The 16,839-nt window shown below is 69.4% G+C and carries 15 protein-coding genes and 2 pseudogenes; 11 read left to right on the forward strand and 6 right to left on the reverse strand.

What is annotated here, in order from left to right; genetic code table 11:
* Window positions 1–88: 88 nt before the first annotated feature.
* The 9 genes and pseudogenes from ABD188_RS11615 to ABD188_RS11655 form a co-directional block, all read left to right on the forward strand.
* The gene (locus tag ABD188_RS11615) at window positions 89–1,264 is read left to right on the forward strand and encodes a FecR family protein (RefSeq protein ID WP_344062194.1); all 1,176 of its coding nucleotides are present in this window, start codon (window positions 89–91) and stop codon (window positions 1,262–1,264) included.
* Window positions 1,264–2,973 carry a hypothetical protein gene (locus ABD188_RS11620; RefSeq protein WP_344062197.1) on the forward strand — a complete coding sequence of 570 codons (1,710 nt, stop codon included), beginning with the start codon at window positions 1,264–1,266 and terminating at the stop codon, window positions 2,971–2,973. The genes ABD188_RS11615 and ABD188_RS11620 overlap by 1 nt, the downstream gene beginning before the upstream one ends.
* A gap of 88 nt (window positions 2,974–3,061) precedes the next feature.
* Window positions 3,062–4,225 carry a MalY/PatB family protein gene (locus tag ABD188_RS11625; protein ID WP_425561343.1) on the forward strand — a complete coding sequence of 388 codons (1,164 nt, stop codon included), beginning with the start codon at window positions 3,062–3,064 and terminating at the stop codon, window positions 4,223–4,225.
* 101 nt (window positions 4,226–4,326) lie between these two features.
* Window positions 4,327–5,676: an MFS transporter gene (locus ABD188_RS11630; RefSeq protein ID WP_344067053.1), complete on the forward strand. Its 1,350-nt coding sequence runs from the start codon at window positions 4,327–4,329 to the stop codon at window positions 5,674–5,676.
* A gap of 47 nt (window positions 5,677–5,723) precedes the next feature.
* A complete protein-coding gene (locus tag ABD188_RS11635; protein ID WP_344062200.1) occupies window positions 5,724–6,653 on the forward strand; it encodes a siderophore-interacting protein in 930 nt (309 codons plus the stop codon).
* Window positions 6,650–7,663 carry a FecCD family ABC transporter permease gene (locus ABD188_RS11640; RefSeq protein WP_344062203.1) on the forward strand — a complete coding sequence of 338 codons (1,014 nt, stop codon included), beginning with the start codon at window positions 6,650–6,652 and terminating at the stop codon, window positions 7,661–7,663. Before ABD188_RS11635 ends, ABD188_RS11640 begins: the two co-directional genes overlap by 4 nt.
* Complete coding sequence (locus ABD188_RS11645; protein ID WP_344062205.1) at window positions 7,660–8,718, forward strand: FecCD family ABC transporter permease; 1,059 nt, start codon at window positions 7,660–7,662, stop codon at window positions 8,716–8,718. The genes ABD188_RS11640 and ABD188_RS11645 overlap by 4 nt, the downstream gene beginning before the upstream one ends.
* Window positions 8,715–9,539, forward strand: a complete 825-nt coding sequence (locus ABD188_RS11650; RefSeq protein ID WP_344062208.1) for an ABC transporter ATP-binding protein — start codon at window positions 8,715–8,717, stop codon at window positions 9,537–9,539. The genes ABD188_RS11645 and ABD188_RS11650 overlap by 4 nt, the downstream gene beginning before the upstream one ends.
* A 24-nt stretch (window positions 9,540–9,563) precedes the next feature.
* A pseudogene (locus ABD188_RS11655) lies at window positions 9,564–10,469 on the forward strand (iron-siderophore ABC transporter substrate-binding protein); the annotation flags it as partial.
* 297 nt (window positions 10,470–10,766) lie between these two features.
* On the opposite strand, the pseudogene ABD188_RS11660 reads toward ABD188_RS11655, so the two are convergent.
* Window positions 10,767–11,327: pseudogene (locus ABD188_RS11660) on the reverse strand (biotin transporter BioY); the annotation flags it as partial.
* 114 nt (window positions 11,328–11,441) lie between these two features.
* Here ABD188_RS11660 and ABD188_RS11665 point away from each other — a divergent pair.
* A complete protein-coding gene (locus ABD188_RS11665) occupies window positions 11,442–13,040 on the forward strand; it encodes an ABC-F family ATP-binding cassette domain-containing protein (RefSeq protein WP_344062210.1) in 1,599 nt (532 codons plus the stop codon).
* A gap of 62 nt (window positions 13,041–13,102) precedes the next feature.
* On the opposite strand, the gene ABD188_RS11670 is transcribed toward ABD188_RS11665, so the two are convergent.
* From ABD188_RS11670 to ABD188_RS11685, 4 genes are all read right to left on the reverse strand, one after another.
* Window positions 13,103–13,981, reverse strand: coding sequence for an SURF1 family cytochrome oxidase biogenesis protein (locus ABD188_RS11670; RefSeq protein WP_344062213.1), 879 nt, complete (start codon window positions 13,979–13,981; stop codon window positions 13,103–13,105).
* A complete protein-coding gene (locus ABD188_RS11675) occupies window positions 13,978–14,208 on the reverse strand; it encodes a hypothetical protein (RefSeq protein ID WP_344062216.1) in 231 nt (76 codons plus the stop codon). The genes ABD188_RS11670 and ABD188_RS11675 overlap by 4 nt, the downstream gene beginning before the upstream one ends.
* Window positions 14,205–14,570 (reverse strand): DUF3099 domain-containing protein, encoded by a 366-nt coding sequence (locus ABD188_RS11680; RefSeq protein WP_344062218.1) that lies wholly within the window; start codon window positions 14,568–14,570, stop codon window positions 14,205–14,207. The genes ABD188_RS11675 and ABD188_RS11680 overlap by 4 nt, the downstream gene beginning before the upstream one ends.
* An 82-nt stretch (window positions 14,571–14,652) precedes the next feature.
* On the reverse strand, window positions 14,653–15,297 hold the full coding sequence (locus ABD188_RS11685; RefSeq protein WP_344062221.1) for a DUF4190 domain-containing protein: 645 nt from the start codon (window positions 15,295–15,297) through the stop codon (window positions 14,653–14,655).
* Window positions 15,298–15,408: 111 nt separating this feature from the next.
* On the opposite strand from ABD188_RS11685, the gene ABD188_RS11690 reads away from it, so the two are divergent.
* Window positions 15,409–16,119 carry a beta-ketoacyl-ACP reductase gene (locus tag ABD188_RS11690; RefSeq protein ID WP_344062224.1) on the forward strand — a complete coding sequence of 237 codons (711 nt, stop codon included), beginning with the start codon at window positions 15,409–15,411 and terminating at the stop codon, window positions 16,117–16,119.
* Window positions 16,120–16,135: 16 nt separating this feature from the next.
* Here the strand turns inward: ABD188_RS11690 and ABD188_RS11695 are convergent, their stop codons facing one another.
* Window positions 16,136–16,828 (reverse strand): alpha/beta fold hydrolase, encoded by a 693-nt coding sequence (locus tag ABD188_RS11695; RefSeq protein ID WP_344062227.1) that lies wholly within the window; start codon window positions 16,826–16,828, stop codon window positions 16,136–16,138.
* Between the last annotated feature and the right edge of the window lie 11 nt (window positions 16,829–16,839).

The following is a 16,839-nucleotide window of genomic DNA, read 5'->3' on the forward strand; positions in this document are numbered from 1 at the left end:
CTAAGCTTCGCTCAATGACCGCCGTGGGGTGCGGTCCCACTTCTGGGGAGTGGTTATGGGCGCGCGCGCTCTGGGGATTTGTGCTGTCTTGATTCTGTGTGGAGCGCTTGCGGCGTGCGCTCCACCCGCAGCCGACGACGGCGGGCCGCCGACCGCATCCGCTGTGCTGGCCATCCGGGCAGGGGAGGCCGAGGTCGACTCCGGCGACGGCCCCGAAGCAGCCGAAGACGGCCAGGACCTCGCGCCCGGCGACGTCGTCACAGCGGTGGGCGACGGCGCGATCGTCGAGCTCGCCTGGTCCGACGGGTCGGTGACCCGTCTCGGACCCGACACCGTGTTCACGGTGGGTTCGCCCGGTGAGCCGCTCTCGACTCGCGGAGTTCAAGAGGCCGGGATCAGCTGGAACCGGGTCGCGGATGTCGACCAGGATGCTGGCGCCACGGTGCCGTACATCGTCGATGTCGCAGAGGGGGAACGCGCCGGAGACCGCGGATCGCTGTTCGTGATCGACTGCCAGGCGACCCCGTGTCGCATCGTCGGGACCGGCGGGAGCGGAGCGGATGGATCGAAGACGTCGTTCCGCCGCGGTGGCGTCACGACCGAGATCGTCTCGGGTGACCCGGCGGCGTGGAACCAGCTCATGGTGGACGAGTGGGCAGCAGCGAACGCCGACCTCGATGTCGAGGCAGGTTTCCTTCCCGTGGCGGAGCTCTTCAACGGCGAAGACCCGTCACGGGGGCTGGTCGACGGCACCTACGAGGTGCTGCGCACCGACACCGGATGGAATTGCGCGGGGCAGGGCTGCTCGTCTCTGCGTAGCCGCTCGCTCGGTGAGACGCGCACGCTGGCCTATCGGTTCCACACGGATTGTCCGGAAGAGGGCGGGCCCTGCAGCACCATGGTCGACACGCAGGCGATCAACACGCTGACGAACGAGATCATCGACTCGACAGTGCCCCTCGTGAGCGGGGCGGAGTCATTCGCGTGGGGCACCGACGACACGGGGGCGGTGTGCATCTGGACGTACGCCGACGGCTCGACGGCGGAGACGGGGCAGACCCGAAACCTCATCAGATGGGAGGTCACTCCGACGCATGCCGAGGTGATCGACGGCGTCTACCGCGTCACCGAGCTCACAGGCGGCTCCGTCGCCTCGCTCAAGATCGTCGAGCACACGTCGCCGGCTTTCCCCGGCTGCGAGACGCTGGAGTACGAGTGGGATTCGTCCGCTGATCTCGTGCTGACCTGGGCGGAGGAGGGCTGATGCGTCGACTCACGAGAGCCATCGTCGCCGTCGCACTCATCGGCGGGGCGGCCTGCAGTGCCTCTCCCGCTGCAGCATCCACCGACGAAGCCCTGGCAGGAACGGCGATCTACGCCGTCGACATCTCGGATGTCAGCACCGGACCCGAAGGCGAATCAGCCGAGGAGGCGGCGAGCGGTGAGCTGCGGATCGCGTGCGTCGGAACGGACTGCGCCATCGTGAGCGAACCTGCACGGCTGCTGCTCGGCGGGGCGCCCTTCACAACCGCGGAGACACTCGTCTCGCAGCGCGAATCGGGGCAGACGGGGTCGCCGTGCGTCGGCGGCCGCGGTGGGCGGACCGTGTCGATCGAAGCTACCGCCGACGGGTTCTCCGCAACGCTCGTGCAGCAGCCCATCGACTGGCAGCCGTGCGACGACGGCACGGAGGCCTTCGGCCACGCTCGCGAGGTCGTATGGACGGGGACGGTGATCTCCGCCGACCCGTGCGTGTTCACCGACACGGGTTGCGTCGCGACAGCGACCACCACATCCCAGCTGGCGTCGGGCAATCCCGCTGCGCCCAGCGTATTCAGCGCGCTCGCCACGCCGGCCGAGGCGGGTACGGCTCCTCAGCAGCTCATCACCGCGGTTCTTCTCACCATCATCCTGGTGCTCCTCGTCGCGTTCCCGACGTCCCTCCTCAACTCGGCGGTCGAAACCGGTTCGGAGCGGATGTCGGGCTGGTGGGCCGCGCGGCGGCGTCGCGAGCCCGAGCCGATCGGTCCCGCGATCGAGTCGATACCGGCCGTCGATGCCGTGAATGCGGTCGATGGTGAAGCCGACGCCACCACGCGCGACGCCGACGGACATGAGTCGGCCGAGCAGCTCGCCGTCACCGAACCGTCGAGCGCGCCGCGGCTCGGCCGCTGGTGGTGGGCGGCATCCGGAGTCGTCCTCGCGGGCTTGATCTCTGCGTTCGTGGATCCGGAGTTCGGGTTCAACCCAGGCAGCGTCCGTGTCGTACTCTCGCTGCTCGTGTCGTTCGCCATCGATGTGGCGCTGGGGTGGTTCCTCCTCATCTGGGTGATGCGCAGACTGGTTCCCGGGGCGACGCACACGTTCCTGTTCCGCCCCGCGACACTTCTCGTCGTGGTCGCCGCCGTCGTGTTCACCCGCCTGACCGGATTCGAGCCCGGCATCGTCTTCGGACTCGTCGCCGGCGTCGCGTTCGGCGCCCTCGTCGGCAAGGCAGCGGAGGCACGCGGGGCGCTCGTCACGCTCGGCTATGCGTTCATCGTCGCCCTCGCGGCGTGGGCGCTGTACGGCGTGCTCGGCGGCGGTGCCGCCACGGGGCAATCGTTCTGGTCGGCGTTCCTCATCGAGACGCTGAGCGCGATCGCCGTGGGCGGGATGGCGGCGCTGCCGATCGCACTCTTCCCGGTGCGAGGGATGGCGGGCTATGCGATCTGGTCGTGGCGTCGATGGGTGTGGGCTGCCTGCTACGCACTCGGACTCTTCGCATTCTTCGTGGTGCTCATGCCCATGCCCTTCGCGTGGGAGGGAGTCGCATGGGATCTCACGGCGTGGATCGGCGCGTACCTCGTCTACGCGATCGGGGCGGTCGTGGCGTGGGTGGTGATCGCCCGTCCCTGGCATCGTGACGACGAGTCCGGCACGACGACGGCGGAAGCCCCCGCCGAGGATGCTCAACCCGAGACGGTCCGCTGACTCGCTGCGATCGCCGGCGCGACAGCGCATGAGTCGTACGGCGACACGACCACGGACGACTCGGGACGGCCGCCGATAGGCTCGACGAGTGAGCGTCATCACCCCCCTGCAGGCACTGCCCATCGAAGAGCTGCGACAGCGTTCGAGCACGAAATGGCGTCGCTACCCGGCTGAGGTCCTGCCGCTGTTCGTCGCCGAGACCGACTTCCCGATGGCAGATTCGATCACCCGGGTGCTCGCCCGCGCCGTCCAGCTCGGCGACACCGGGTACACGCCGCCGGATCCCGGCATCCGAGACGCGTACGCGGGCTTCGCCCGGCGTCGATTCGGCTGGACGGTGGATCCCTCACGCATCCGCACCACCTGCGACGTGATGATGGGCGTCGTCGAACTGCTGCGCAAGGTGACACAGCCGGGCGACCGAGTGATCGTCACCCCGCCGGTGTACCCGCCCTTCTACGAGTGCATCCCCGAGGCAGGCGCCGTTGTCGAACGCGTGCCGCTGATCGAGAACGAATCGGGCTGGCACCTCGACCTGCCCGGCATCGAGGCGGCCCTGGCCGGAGGAGCGCGCGCGGTGCTGCTGTGCAACCCGCACAACCCCACCGGCACCGTCCACTCGCGCGAGACCCTGGCGGCCCTCGCCGATCTCGCCGCGGGTTTCGGTGCCACCGTGATCAGCGATGAGATCCACGCGCCACTGGTGCATCCCGGCATCCTGTTCACCCCGTTCCTGGATGCCTCGCCCGCCGCCGCCCGGATCGGCTACACGGTCGCGAGCGCGAGCAAGGCGTACAACCTCGCCGGTCTCAAGTGCGCGCTCATGATCACCGCGTCGGATGACACGGCTCGGGTGGTGCGATCCCTGCCCGATGAGGTCGAGTGGCGCACCGGCCTGTTCGGCGCTCTCGCGGCCGTAGCGGCGTTCGCGGAGGAGAGCGATCCGTGGCTCGATGCCCTGCGCGCCACCCTCGACGACAACCGCAGGCTGCTCGCCGAGCTGCTCGCCGAGCACATTCCGGGGGCGCGCTACCGCGTCCCGGATGCGGGGTTCCTCGCGTGGGTCGACCTGTCTACGCTCGGCTGGGGCGACAACCCCGCCGTGAAGATCCTCCGCGATGCGAAGGTGGCGCTCCACCTCGGCCCGCTGTTCGGCGAGGAGGGCAAGGGACACGTCCGGATCAACTTCGGCTGCTCGCCCGCTGTGCTGCGCGAGGCGGTCGAGCGCATCGGTGCGCTCGTTCGGACGTGACCGGTCCGATCGGACAGCCCCCCGCCGACTGGTCCACCGGCGGTTCCACAGGCGGCGGCGCGTCGCCTGCCGGTCCTGGGCTCGCCGGGCGTGGCGGAGGGATCTGGGGGCCCTCGTATGTCTGGGTCACGGTCGGCTCCGCAGCCCTGATCTTCCTCGCGGCGATCCAGTCCCTCGCGGTGACGACCGTCATGCCCGTCGTGAGCGCGGATCTCGATGGCGCGGCGCTCTATGCGGTGGCGTTCGCCGGCACCCTCGCGACAAGCGTCATCGGCATGGTCGCCGTGGGCGCATGGTGCGATCGCAGCGGCGTGCTCGCACCCCTCACCGCGTCCGTCGCGCTGTTCGTGGTCGGACTCGTCATGGCTGGGTTCGCACCCACGATGGAGGTCCTCGTCGCCGGTCGCCTCATCCAGGGGCTCGGCACCGGCGGTCAGACGGTCGCGCTGTACGTCGTGGTGGCCCGCGTCTATCCTGCCGCCGTCCACGGTCGGGTGTTCGCGGCCTACTCGGCGGCTTGGGTCGTCCCTTCGCTCATCGGACCGTTCCTCGCAGGAGCGGTGGCGGAGTACCTCCACTGGCGCTGGGTCTTCCTCGGTGTCGCGATCCTCACCGTCGCCGCCTACACCCTGGTCGTCCTGCGACTTCGCGGACTCGCGCTCGGGACGGACCACCCGGCAACCGATCGGATCGCGCCGCGACTGGCGTGCGCGGTCGCCGTCGCGGTCGGGGCATTGCTGCTGAGCCTGGCCGGATCGCTCGGGCCATGGGCGTGGGCAGCGGTCGCGGCATCCGTGCTCACCATCGGCTTCGCCTCCCGGCCACTGCTGCCGCGCCGGACGCTCCTCGCGGGGCGAGGACTGCCGAGCGTCGTGCTGATGCGCGGGCTGATCGCAGGCGCTCTCTTCGGCGCCGAGATCTACGTGCCCTACCTGCTCATCGACGAGTACGACTTCTCGCCGACGTGGGCGGGCCTGGGTCTGACGGCGGCGGCGATCGCGTGGGCGACCGCGGCCGACATCCAGGGCCGATTCGGCGATCGGATCGGCAATGCACGGATCACGCTGATCGGCATCGCCCTCCTGTTCAGTTCGCTCGCGATTGCCGGGATCACGGCGCTGGCGCATCTCCCTGCGGCGGTCGTCATCGCCGGATGGACCCTGGCGGGCGGGGGGATGGGGCTCATGTATCCGCGCCTGACGGTGCTGACGCTCGCGTATTCGACGCCCCAGAACCAGGGCTTCAATTCATCCGCGCTGTCGATCTCGGACTCGATCGGGGCCGCGACGACCATCGCGGCGATGGGGCTCGTCTTCACAGCGCTCACGGCCACGGATGCCGCGTTCCCCGCGGTGTTCGCGCTGGCGTGTGTGCTGTCGCTGCTGGCACTCCTCCCCGGGCTGCGGCTCGGTCACGCGCATGAGATCGGGGGGCGCCGACCGGGCGAGTGATGGACCTCGATTTGAGCGGCGGGAGAAGGTAAGGCTAACCTAATTCGGTGACCTCCCACTCGATCGCCGTCCGGCCCGCCTACCGTCCGTACGTGACACAGGTCTCCCGCGTCGAGCGGCTGTCTCCGCATTTCGTGCGCGTCGTGCTCCACGGCGACGACCTCGAGCACTTCGGCACTGCCGGCCTCGATCAGCGCATCAAGGTCCTCTTCCCTCATGCCGACGGCAGTTTCGCCGAGGTCGGGCAGGATGCCGGGGCGGGGGACTGGTACGACCGCTGGCGTTCGCTCCCGGATGCCGCGCGCAACGTTTTCCGCACCTACACTGCGCGTCGCGTCAACCCTGCCTCGCGGACCGTGACCGTCGACTTCGTGGTCCACCACGACGCGGGTCCCGCCGGCGCGTGGGCGGAGCGGGCAGTCCCGGGCGATGACCTCGTCATCGTCGGTCCGGACGAGCGCAGCCCGCAGTCGCGGATCGGGCTGGACTGGCACCCGGGCTCGTCCCGCCGCCTGCTGCTCGCGGGCGATGAGACCGCGGCGCCCGCGATCGCCGGCATCCTCGAGTCGCTCGACCGTGACTGCGACGTCGATGCCTTCATCGAGGTGCCGGCCGCCGCCGACGCCGTGGAGCTCGATCTGCCGGAGACCTTCCGCGTTCAGTGGCTGGCCCGGGACGATCGTGCACACGGATCGTCGCTGATCACCGCGCTCTCGACATGGGCTGGCGCGTCGGGCGACCTGCTCGAGCGTGCCGCCGCACCGCGGCCGCAGAGACTGGATGACGTCGACGTCGATGTCGACCTGCTCTGGGACAGCCCCGAAGCCGCGGACGGCGAGTTCTACGCCTGGATCGCGGGGGAGGCGGCGATGGTGAAGACGATCCGCCGTTCCCTGGTCAGCGACCACGGCGTCGACCGCAAGCGCGTCGCCTTCATGGGCTACTGGCGGCTCGGGCAGTCGGAACGCACGGAATGACGGCATCCGCCCGCACTCGCCGGGCGCGTCTCGTCCTCGCCGTCGCGATCGCCGTCTTCCTGGCGTCCGTGGTGCTGAGCCTGGGCGTCGGGGCGCGACCGATCACGCCTGCCGCTGTGGTGGATGCACTCTTCGGACCGGATCCGTCCAACGCGGACCACACCGTGCTGCTCACGCAGCGCGTGCCGCGCACGATCATCGGCATTCTGGCCGGGGCGGCGCTCGCGGTCGCCGGCACGGTGATGCAGGGGCTCACGCGCAACCCGCTCGCCGACCCCGGGCTGCTGGGTGTCAACGCGGGCGCCTCGGTGGCCGTGCTCGCAGCGATCACCCTGGTCGGGATCAGCACTCCGTCGGGCTTCCTCTGGTTCGCGTTCGGAGGAGCGGCGGTGGCCGCCGTGGTGGTCGCGTTCATCGGCTCGCGCGGGCCCGACGGCGGCAACCCCGCCAAGCTCGCACTCACGGGTGCTGCCGTGACAGCGGGGCTCACCGCCGTCACGCTTCTCATCCTGAACACCGACTACGTCGCGCTCGATGTGTACCGGTACTGGTCGGTGGGTGGGCTCACGGCCCGCGGGCTGGACAGCGTCGCCCTCGTCTTCGTTCCGATCGCTGTCGGCATCGGCATCGCGCTGTTCTGCGCCCGAGGCCTGGACCTCATCGCCCTGGGTGCGGATACCGCCACGGGTCTCGGTCACGACGTCGCGCGCACACGGGGGCTCGGCATCGTGGCGACGATCCTGCTGTGCGGGGGCGCCACCGCGATCGCCGGGCCGATCGTCTTCATCGGCCTGGTGATTCCGCATACGCTGCGCGTGATCGTCGGCGACGACTACCGGTGGCTCCTGACGATCGGGATCCCCGCCGGCGCGAGTCTTCTCCTGCTCGCCGATGTCGTCGGGCGTGTCATCGCTCTGCCGGGCGAAGTCCAGGCCGGCATCGTCATCGCGTTCGTGGGTGCGCCCGTCCTCATCACCCTCGTGCTGCGTCGTCAGCAGGTGATGCTGTGAGCCCGAGTGCGACCGCCGCCGGCGCTGACGCCGTCGCGCCGAGTGCTCTCGAAACAGTGCGCCGCACCGCGCGCCGCCGGCGAGCGGTCGTGGTCGTGGCGACCGTCGTGCTCGTCGCGGTCATCTCGCTCGTCGCGCTCAGCATGGGGGACTACCCGCTCACGGTCGAGCAGGTCTGGCACGCGCTCTGGGGCGGCGGCACCCGGGCGGAGGCCTACGTCGTCTTCCAGGTGCGTGCGCCGCGCCTCGTCATGGCGCTGATCGCCGGCGCCGCGCTCGGCATCGCCGGAGCGCTGCTGCAGTCTCTGCTCGGCAATCCGCTCGCGAGCCCTGACCTGCTCGGAATCTCAGGTGGCAGCGGCGCGGCAGCCATCTTCGCGCTGCTCGTGCTCGGCATGTCGGGCCCCTCGCTCGCGCTCGCGGCGTTCGTCGGGGGAATGGTCGTCGCGGGGCTGCTGCTGCTGGCGGGTCGCGCGCAGACAGACGGCGGGTATCGCCTCATCCTCGCTGGTGTCGGCATGTCGTTCCTGGCGGGTGCAGCGACCAGCCTCCTGATGGTGCGGGCTCAGGTCGAACAGGCCCAGATGGCCATGCTGTGGCTGACCGGAAGCCTGTCCTCGACGCCCTGGTGGCAGGTCGCCACGGTCGCCGTGGTGTTCGCGCTCGTCATCCCGGCCGTCGTCGCAGCGGCACGCTGGCTGCCCATCGTCCAGCTGGGAGCGTCGACGGCATCCGGTCTCGGCGTCCGCCCTGGGCTGGTGCGCGTGGTCACGGTCACCGCGGCCGTGATCCTGACCGCCGTCACCTGTGCGTTCCTCGGGCCGATCTCATTCGTCGCCCTGTGCGCCCCCGCGATCGCTCGGCCCCTGCTCGGCCATGCATCGGCCGGCATCGCCACGAGCGGGCTCATCGGCGCGGCGCTGCTCACGACCGCCGATCTGGTCGCCCAGTACGCGATCCCCGGGATGTCCGTGCCGGTCGGCGTCGTGACCGGTGCCATCGGGGCCCTCTTCCTGCTGTGGCTCCTCGCCACGTCGAAAGGACGTCAGCTGTGAGCTCCACCATCTCGCCGCCCGAGCTCGTCGCGCGCGGGCTCGACGCCGGCTATCCGGGTCGCACGGTGATCGAGGACCTCGATCTGGCGATCACACCGGGGCGGATCACGATGATCATCGGCGCGAATGCGTCGGGCAAGTCCACGCTCCTCGGTGTCCTGGCGCGGCTTCGGCCACCGCTCGCGGGCCGGATCGAGCTCGGCGGCGAGGACATCGCCACGATTCCCCGTCGCAAGCTGGCACGCAGCATCGGCCTGCTGCCGCAGCATCCCACCGCTCCAGACGGTCTCACCGTGGCGGAGCTCGTCGCGCGCGGCCGCTACCCCCATCGCGGAGTGTTCCAGCGATGGTCACCGGGCGACACCGAGAAGGTGGATGCCGCCCTCGAGCGCACCGGGCTGTCCGCGCTGGCCGAGCGCCCCCTCGGAGATCTGTCCGGTGGTCAGCGTCAGCGTGCCTGGATCGCCATGGCTCTCGCGCAGAACCCGCAGATCCTCCTGCTCGACGAGCCGACCACGTTCCTTGACTTGAGCCACCAGCTCGACGTCCTCGACCTGCTGCGGGACCTCAACCGGACTCAGGGAACGACGATCGTGGTCGTGCTCCACGAGCTCAATCTCGCAGCCCGCTACGCCGACCAGCTGGTCGTCATGGCGGAAGGCCGCATCGTCTCACACGGATCGCCCACCGAGGTTCTGACGGCGGATGTCGTCGCCGAGGCATTCGCGCTCGACGCCCTCGTCATCCCCGACCCGCTCACACAGACTCCCCTCGTCATTCCACGTCCCGGCGGCGCCCATGCGTCGGCGGATCGCGGCTGACCCCACGAAGAAAAGGAAGAAGAGATGACCCGACAGCGCGCCCGCGCCATCCTCGCCATCACGGCCGCCACGGCGACAGCCCTCGCCCTGGCCGGATGCTCCGGATCCGCCGCACCCGAAGGCACAGCGAGCGGCGACGCAGCGTCTGCGGAAGGATTCCCGGTCACGATCCACCACGCCTTCGGCGAGACCACGATCGACGCTGCCCCCGAGCGCATCGCCACGTGGGGCTGGGGCGCGACGGATGCGGTCCTCGCACTCGGCGAGGTACCGGTTGCCGTGTCTTCCATGGACTACGGCGGCGGCGACAACAAGCTCACGCCCTGGATCGAAGAGGCCATCACGGGGCTCGACGGTGAAGAGCCCGTTCTCCTCGACTCGTCCGCCAACGAGGTCTCGGTCGAAGAGGTCCTGGCGACGGACCCGGATGTCTTCCTCGCACCGTACTCGGGACTGACGCAGGAGGAATACGACGAGCTGACGGATGCAGGCGTCCCGGTCATCGCCTACCCCGAGACCGCGTGGTCGACTCCGTGGCAGGACGTCATCACGATCGTCGGCGAGGCGATGGGCAAGTCGGCCGAGGCCGAACAGGTGCTCGCCGATCTCGACACGCTCGTCGCAGACACCGCCGCTGAGCATCCGGAGTTCGCCGAGGCGACGATCGCCTACATCGACGACGACGTGGACACGTTCTACATGTACCTGCCGTCCGACCCGCGTGTCGTGATCCTCGAGCAGTTGGGCTTCACCACGCCCGACAGCGTGACCGCGCTCGACACCGGCGAGGGCACGTTCTACACGACCGTGAGCTACGAGAACCTCGATCAGATCGACGCCGATGTCATCCTCACGCAGGCCGAGCAGCAGTCTGCGCTCGATGAATTCCTGGCGTCGGATCGCGGTCAGCTGATCCCCGCGGTGAAGAAGGGTGCCGTCGCGGCCGTCGTCGGCGAGGTCGTCGGCGAGGAGAACGTCTCGGCGACCACCCCGACGGCGCTCTCGCTGCCCTGGCTGCTCCCGACCCTCGCCGACGACGGCCGCGACGGCACCCTTCTTCACCGCGGGGATCAGCTGACCGCGATCCGACGCCAGGAATTCATCGAGCGCAGACTGCTGCTCGGCCTGCGTGAGGATGACATCGGCGTGGTCGACCGCGTTGACGCCCTTCCAGGCGAGAGGTACGAGCAGACCCGCGAGGACGGCCTTCAGGACATCCCCGATCAGGAAGGGGACGAGACCGGCGCCCAGGGTCGCCCCGAGCAGCGTCTCGTAGCCGAGGGCGTCCTGCCAGACGGCGGCGCCGAGGTTGTTCAGCGAAAAGTAGAGCCACGTCAGCCCGAACGCGTAGATGACCACACTGCCGGCGAGAAACGAGACGAACATGCCCAGGAACTTACGGTCCCACGCTCGACGGGCGAGCCAGCCCACCACGATCGCGGCTGCGATGAAGCCGATGATGTATCCGCCGCTCGTCAAGGCGAACAGACTGCCCGACTTGCCCTCCGAGAAGATCGGCAGTCCGATGACGCCGAGCACCAGGTAGAGGGTCATCGACAGCGCACCGCGCAGCGGGCCGAGTGCGGTGCCGACAAGCAGGACAGCGAAGGTCTGACCTGTCAGCGGGACGGGCCAGAACGGGATGACGACCTGGGCCGCGAGTGCGACCAGCGCGGTGCCGGTCACGACGAGGGCCGTGTCGGTGGCCAGAGCGAGGGCGCGAGAGCGATCGGGAACGAGCACATCGGCAAGAACACGACGTCGGGGGGCGGGTGCGGCGAGAGTCATGAGGCTCCTCGTGGTCGGACGCCGGGAAGGTGCGGGTGGCGTTGCGACTTATACTAGGGGGCTGGCCCATCGGGCCCCTCTGTATCCCTTCTTCCAACGAAACGGACAATCGCTGTGCTCGCCGTGCACGACCTCGAAATCCGCGTGGGCGCTCGCGTCCTCATGTCGGACGTGTCGTTCCGCGTGAGCAACGGCGACAAGATCGGTCTCGTCGGCCGGAACGGCGCCGGCAAGACCACCCTCACCAAGGTGCTCGCGGGCGATCTCCTTCCCGCCGACGGCAAGGTCGATCGCACCGGGGAGCTCGGCTACCTGCCGCAGGACCCGCGCACCGGCGACCCCGACATGCTCGCGCGCACCCGCATCCTCGATGCTCGAGGTCTCGGCACGATCGCCCTCGGCATGCACGAGGCATCCCTCGCCATGGGCGACGAAGATCCGGACGTCGCAGCCAGGGCGATGCGGAAGTACGGCCAGCTCACCGAGCGCTTCGAAGCGCTCGGCGGGTACACGGCAGAGGCCGAGGCGGCATCCATCGCGCACAACCTCTCGCTGCCCGACCGCATTCTGGACCAGCAGCTGCGGACGCTCTCGGGCGGCCAGCGACGTCGCATCGAGCTCGCCCGCATCCTGTTCTCGGATGCCGAGTCGATGATCCTCGACGAGCCCACCAACCACCTCGATGCCGACAGCGTGGTGTGGCTGCGGGAGTTCCTCAAGAACTACAAGGGCGGCCTCATCGTCATCAGCCACGATGTCGAGCTCGTCGGCGAGACTGTCAACCGCGTCTTCTACCTCGACGCGAACCGCCAGGTCATCGACGTCTACAACATGAACTGGAAGAACTACCTGCGTCAGCGGGTGGCCGACGAAGAGCGCCGCAAGAAGGAGCGCGTCAACGTCGAGAAGAAGGCGACGCAGCTGCAGCTGCAGGCCGCGCGATTCGGCGCCAAGGCCTCGAAGGCGGCAGCTGCGCACCAGATGGTGGCGCGTGCCGAGAAGATGCTCTCGGGCCTCGATGACGTGCGGCAGGAGGATCGCGTCGCGAAGCTGCGGTTCCCGAAGCCCGCGGCGTGCGGCAAGACCCCGCTCATGGCATCGGGTCTGTCCAAGTCGTACGGTTCACTCGAGATCTTCACGGATGTCGACCTGGCCATCGACCGTGGGTCGAAGGTCGTCGTGCTCGGCCTCAACGGCGCCGGCAAGACCACGCTGCTGCGCATCCTCGCTGGTGTCGACAAGCCCGATACCGGCCAGATCGAGCCCGGCCACGGGCTCAAGATCGGCTACTACGCGCAGGAGCACGAGAACCTCGACGTCGGCCGTTCGGTGCTCGAGAACATGATGTCGGCGGCACCGGACATCACCGCGACGGATGCGCGCAAGGTGCTGGGGTCGTTCCTCTTCACCGGCGACGACGTCCTCAAACCTGCCGGCGTGCTGTCGGGCGGTGAGAAGACGCGCCTGTCGCTCGCCACGCTCGTCGTCTCGAGCGCCAACATGCTGCTGCTCGACGAGCCCACGAACAACCTCGATCCGGCGTCGCGCGAAGAGATCCTGGGCGCGCTGTCGCACTATGAGGGCGCGGTGGTCCTGGTCTCACACGATGAGGGAGCCGTCGAGGCGCTGAATCCCGAGCGTGTGCTCATCCTGCCGGACGGGGTCGAAGACATCTGGGGCCGCGACTACGCGGAGCTCATCAGCCTTGCGTGATCGAGCCCCCCTTCCGCAGGTTGAGTAGGCTCGCCGCAACGAAGCTCGCCGCGCCCGGGTCCTCAGCGCCCCGCCGCGTCGATGAGCGCGTCTTCGTCGACCGCGTCGCGGTCGCGCCGGCGGCGGGGGAGCTCCGGCTGGGGCGCCGCACCATCCTCGGAATCCTCTGACTCGTCGCGCCGGTGGCGTCGCTCGGTGTGGATCACGTAGCCGATGAACACGAACCCCATGATCGCGAACAGGATCCACTGGATCGCGTACGAGAGGTGCGGCCCCGGGTCCTCGGACGGCGATTCCAGCGCGGTGGGCCGGGTCGCCGGTGGAGGATCCTCCGACACCATCAGCCCGTAGGTGCTCTGCTCCAAAGCAGCGCCGATCGATGGATCGACGGCTGCCGAGACCAGTCCCAGGTTGATCGTGGGGACCTGTCCCTCCGGCGCGGATCGTCCGGAAGAGGGGCGCGCTTCGCCCGGACGCAGCCGAGCGATCACCGTCACCTCGCCCTCCGGTGGTGAGGGAACGACGTCTGGGTTGGGCTGGCTGTCACCGGGCGGCACCCAGCCTCGGTCGACGAGGACGACGCGGCCATCCTCGAGCTGGAAGGGCACCAATACCTCGAATGCGGCCGTGCCGCCGTGGGCGCGGTTGCGCGCGAGAAGCTGCTGGTCGCTGAGATAGACGCCCTCGAGTCGCACCGGCCGCCACTCATCGCCCGGATCGAGTTCGGCCCCGGGCGGAATGAGCTCGTCGAGCGGAACCGGATCGGCGTCGTGGTTCTGCGCGACGAGGGCGAGTTGTGCCGCGCGCTGTTCGTTGCGTGAGAACTGCCACTGCGACAGGAACGCGCATGCCACCGCGAACAGCACGGCGAGCGCGATATAGATCGCCCATCGACCCGCTTTCGGCAGATTCTGCATGCTGACCTCGCGGCTGGCGCTCATCCGGCGACCGCCTCGGCATCCGTGTCCGATTCCAATGGATGCACAGCGACCGGAAAGTCACGAGCCGCGAGGAACTCCTTCAGGTAGTCGCGGTGCTCGTCGCACGCGACCCACGACTTGATGCGGTCCGCGGCGTGGATGCGGGGATTGCGCCAGTCGATCCGCCAGTGGGCGGGGGCGCGGCAGCCCGCCCGCGAGCACGTCGGCTCGCCGTGCGCGTCGCTCATGCTCGCGGGTCCGGGTCGTCGAGCGGCGCAACCGCACGGATCTCGTCGACGCGCACGACTTCCGGGTCGGCAGTGGGATCCTCGTGCGCTTCGGCGGAGATGGCCAGCTCAGGGCGCTCGACGTCGGTGGTGCGCACATTCGAGCTCACGTTCGCGAGGACGACGGCGACGTAGGGGATGAAGATCGCCGCGGCGCCGAAGACCCACGTGTACCAGCCGTACGGCGTGATGACCACCATGAGGATGAAGCAGGCCACGCGGATGCCCATCATGATGAGGTACCGCTTAGATCGCGCGTCGGCCTCGTCGCGCGGTGCGCGCGGCAGCGACGTGGCCGAAGGTGGCCGGCCCGAACTCTTCACGGTGCTTCAAGACTACGCCGCGCGTGGCGTCCGGTCGCCGTCTGCACGCGTCATGCGGGAGCTGCGTCCACTTCTGGCGAAGTCAGGTCGATGACCGCGTGTCGATGGCGACGAGGAACGGGATGAGCGCGATCAGAGCGATGATTCCGAGGATGCAGAGCCCGAGGCCGACCCACCCGAGGATCGTGCCCGTGAGCGCCATGCCGCGGCCGCCCTCGCCGTCCCGCTTGATCTGCGACAGGGAGATGTGACCGGTGATGACGCCGACGATCGACCCGATGAACGGCACCAGCACGAGCCCGACGATCGACGAGATCAGCGAGACGATCGCGAGCGCATTCGTCTTCGGCTGGGCGGCGTAGCCACCGTACGCCGGGGCTGCGCCGTACGGCGCGGCGGCACCGTACGGCGCTGGTGATCCGTAGGGTGCCGGCGACGACCCATACGGCGGCGGAGCCGACGCGTAACCGGGGGCCGGTGCACCGTAGACCGGCGGTGCGGCGTAGCCGGGGTCGGTCGCGCCGTAGGCGGGCGCACCGCCGGCGTACGGATCCGCGGCACCGTATGCCGGCGGCGCGTACGACGGCGGCTCCGGCGTCGGTTCCGGTGACGGGTCCGGCGTCAGGCCTGGTGACGGCTCCGGCGTGAGCGCCGGTGACGGGTCCGGTGCGGGCTGGGCGCTCGAGGCGTCGGACGCGGGGGAGTCGGGCGTGCTGTTGTCGCTCACGGGAATGCCTTTCCTCAGGGTGCTGAGCCCAGCGTTCCAGCGGGTGCGGCAGGGTGTCAATGCGGCGCCGCTAGGCTGGGGCGGATCCGTCTCGAACCTTGGGAGCTGCACATGTCCACCGATCGCGTCGTCCTCGTCACCGGCGGAAACCGCGGCATCGGCCGTTCGATCGCCGAACGCTTCGTGGCCGCCGGCTACAAGGTGGCGGTGACCGCCCGCTCTGGAGAAGGGCCGGAAGGAACGCTCACCGTCCGCGCGGACGTGACGGATGCCGTAGCGGTCGATGCCGCGTTCACCGAGGTCGAGAGCGCCCTCGGGCCCGTGGAGATCATCGTCGCCAACGCCGGCGTCACCAAGGACACACTGCTGCTGCGCATGACCGAGGACGACTTCGACAGCGTCATCGCGACCAACCTGGGCGGGACTTTCCGCGTCGTCAAGCGCGCATCGAAGGCCATGCTGCGCGCCCGCTGGGGCCGCGTCATCCTGATCTCCAGTGTCGTCGGCCTCTACGGCTCGCCCGGCCAGGTCAACTACGCGGCGTCCAAGAGCGGCCTCGTCGGCTTCGCACGGTCGCTGACACGCGAACTCGGCGGTCGCGGCATCACCACGAACGTCGTCGCGCCTGGGTTCATCGAGACCGATATGACGGTGTCATTGCCCGAAGAGCTGCAGGCCGAATACAAGCGCAACATCCCCGCCGGTCGCTTCGCGACCGCCGACGAGGTCGCCGGAGTCGTCGCGTGGATCGCCTCGGATGACGCGGCCTACATCTCGGGCGCGGTGATCCCCGTCGACGGTGGACTCGGGATGGGGCACTGACCCACCTCGGCGAAGGTCAGCGAACCGCGGCGACGATCGCCTGACCCAGTCGCTCCGGCTGCGAGAACTGCGGCCAGTGGCCGGAGTCGAGCTTCACGACCTCGGCGGACTGGATCGCGTTGAACTCATCCGCGAACCTGCCCCATTCGGCCAGCATGCCGCGGAACTCCGCCTCGGAGGACCCTCCCGACAGCACCGTCACGGGCACCTGGTGGCGTCGGTCGTCCGTCAGTGCGATCGGATCGGATGGCACCTTCGCCGGCACCGAGGCGGCCCGTGCGGACCACTTCGCCCGCGTGTCGTCGTCGATGTCGCCGACCTCGGGCGCGTCGAAGAAGTCCCAGCCGGGGAACGGGATCACACCATCGACCAGCTCGAACTCGGAGATGTCGGCCCCGTTCGGCGGGGGAGTCGTGTCGACGAAGACCACCCGAGCCACGCGATCGGGGCGGGCATCGGCCGCGCCCCATGCGACGTTGCCGCCGCCGCTGTGGCCGACGACGACCACAGGTGCGTCGATCGAATCGATGGCTGCGACGACGGCGTCGACCCAGTCCGCGATGCCGATGTCGGACGATTCGGGGGCGGGAACGCCGACGCCGGGCAGCGTGAGGGGGTGGACCGTGTGGCCCGCCGCCTCGAGTACCGGTGTCACGTCCTCCCAGGACGACGCGTCGAGCCAGAGACCGGGGATGAGGATGATGTCCATTCGGCGAAGCT

Source organism: Microbacterium pumilum, assembly GCF_039530225.1.
GTDB lineage: Bacteria > Actinomycetota > Actinomycetes > Actinomycetales > Microbacteriaceae > Microbacterium > Microbacterium pumilum.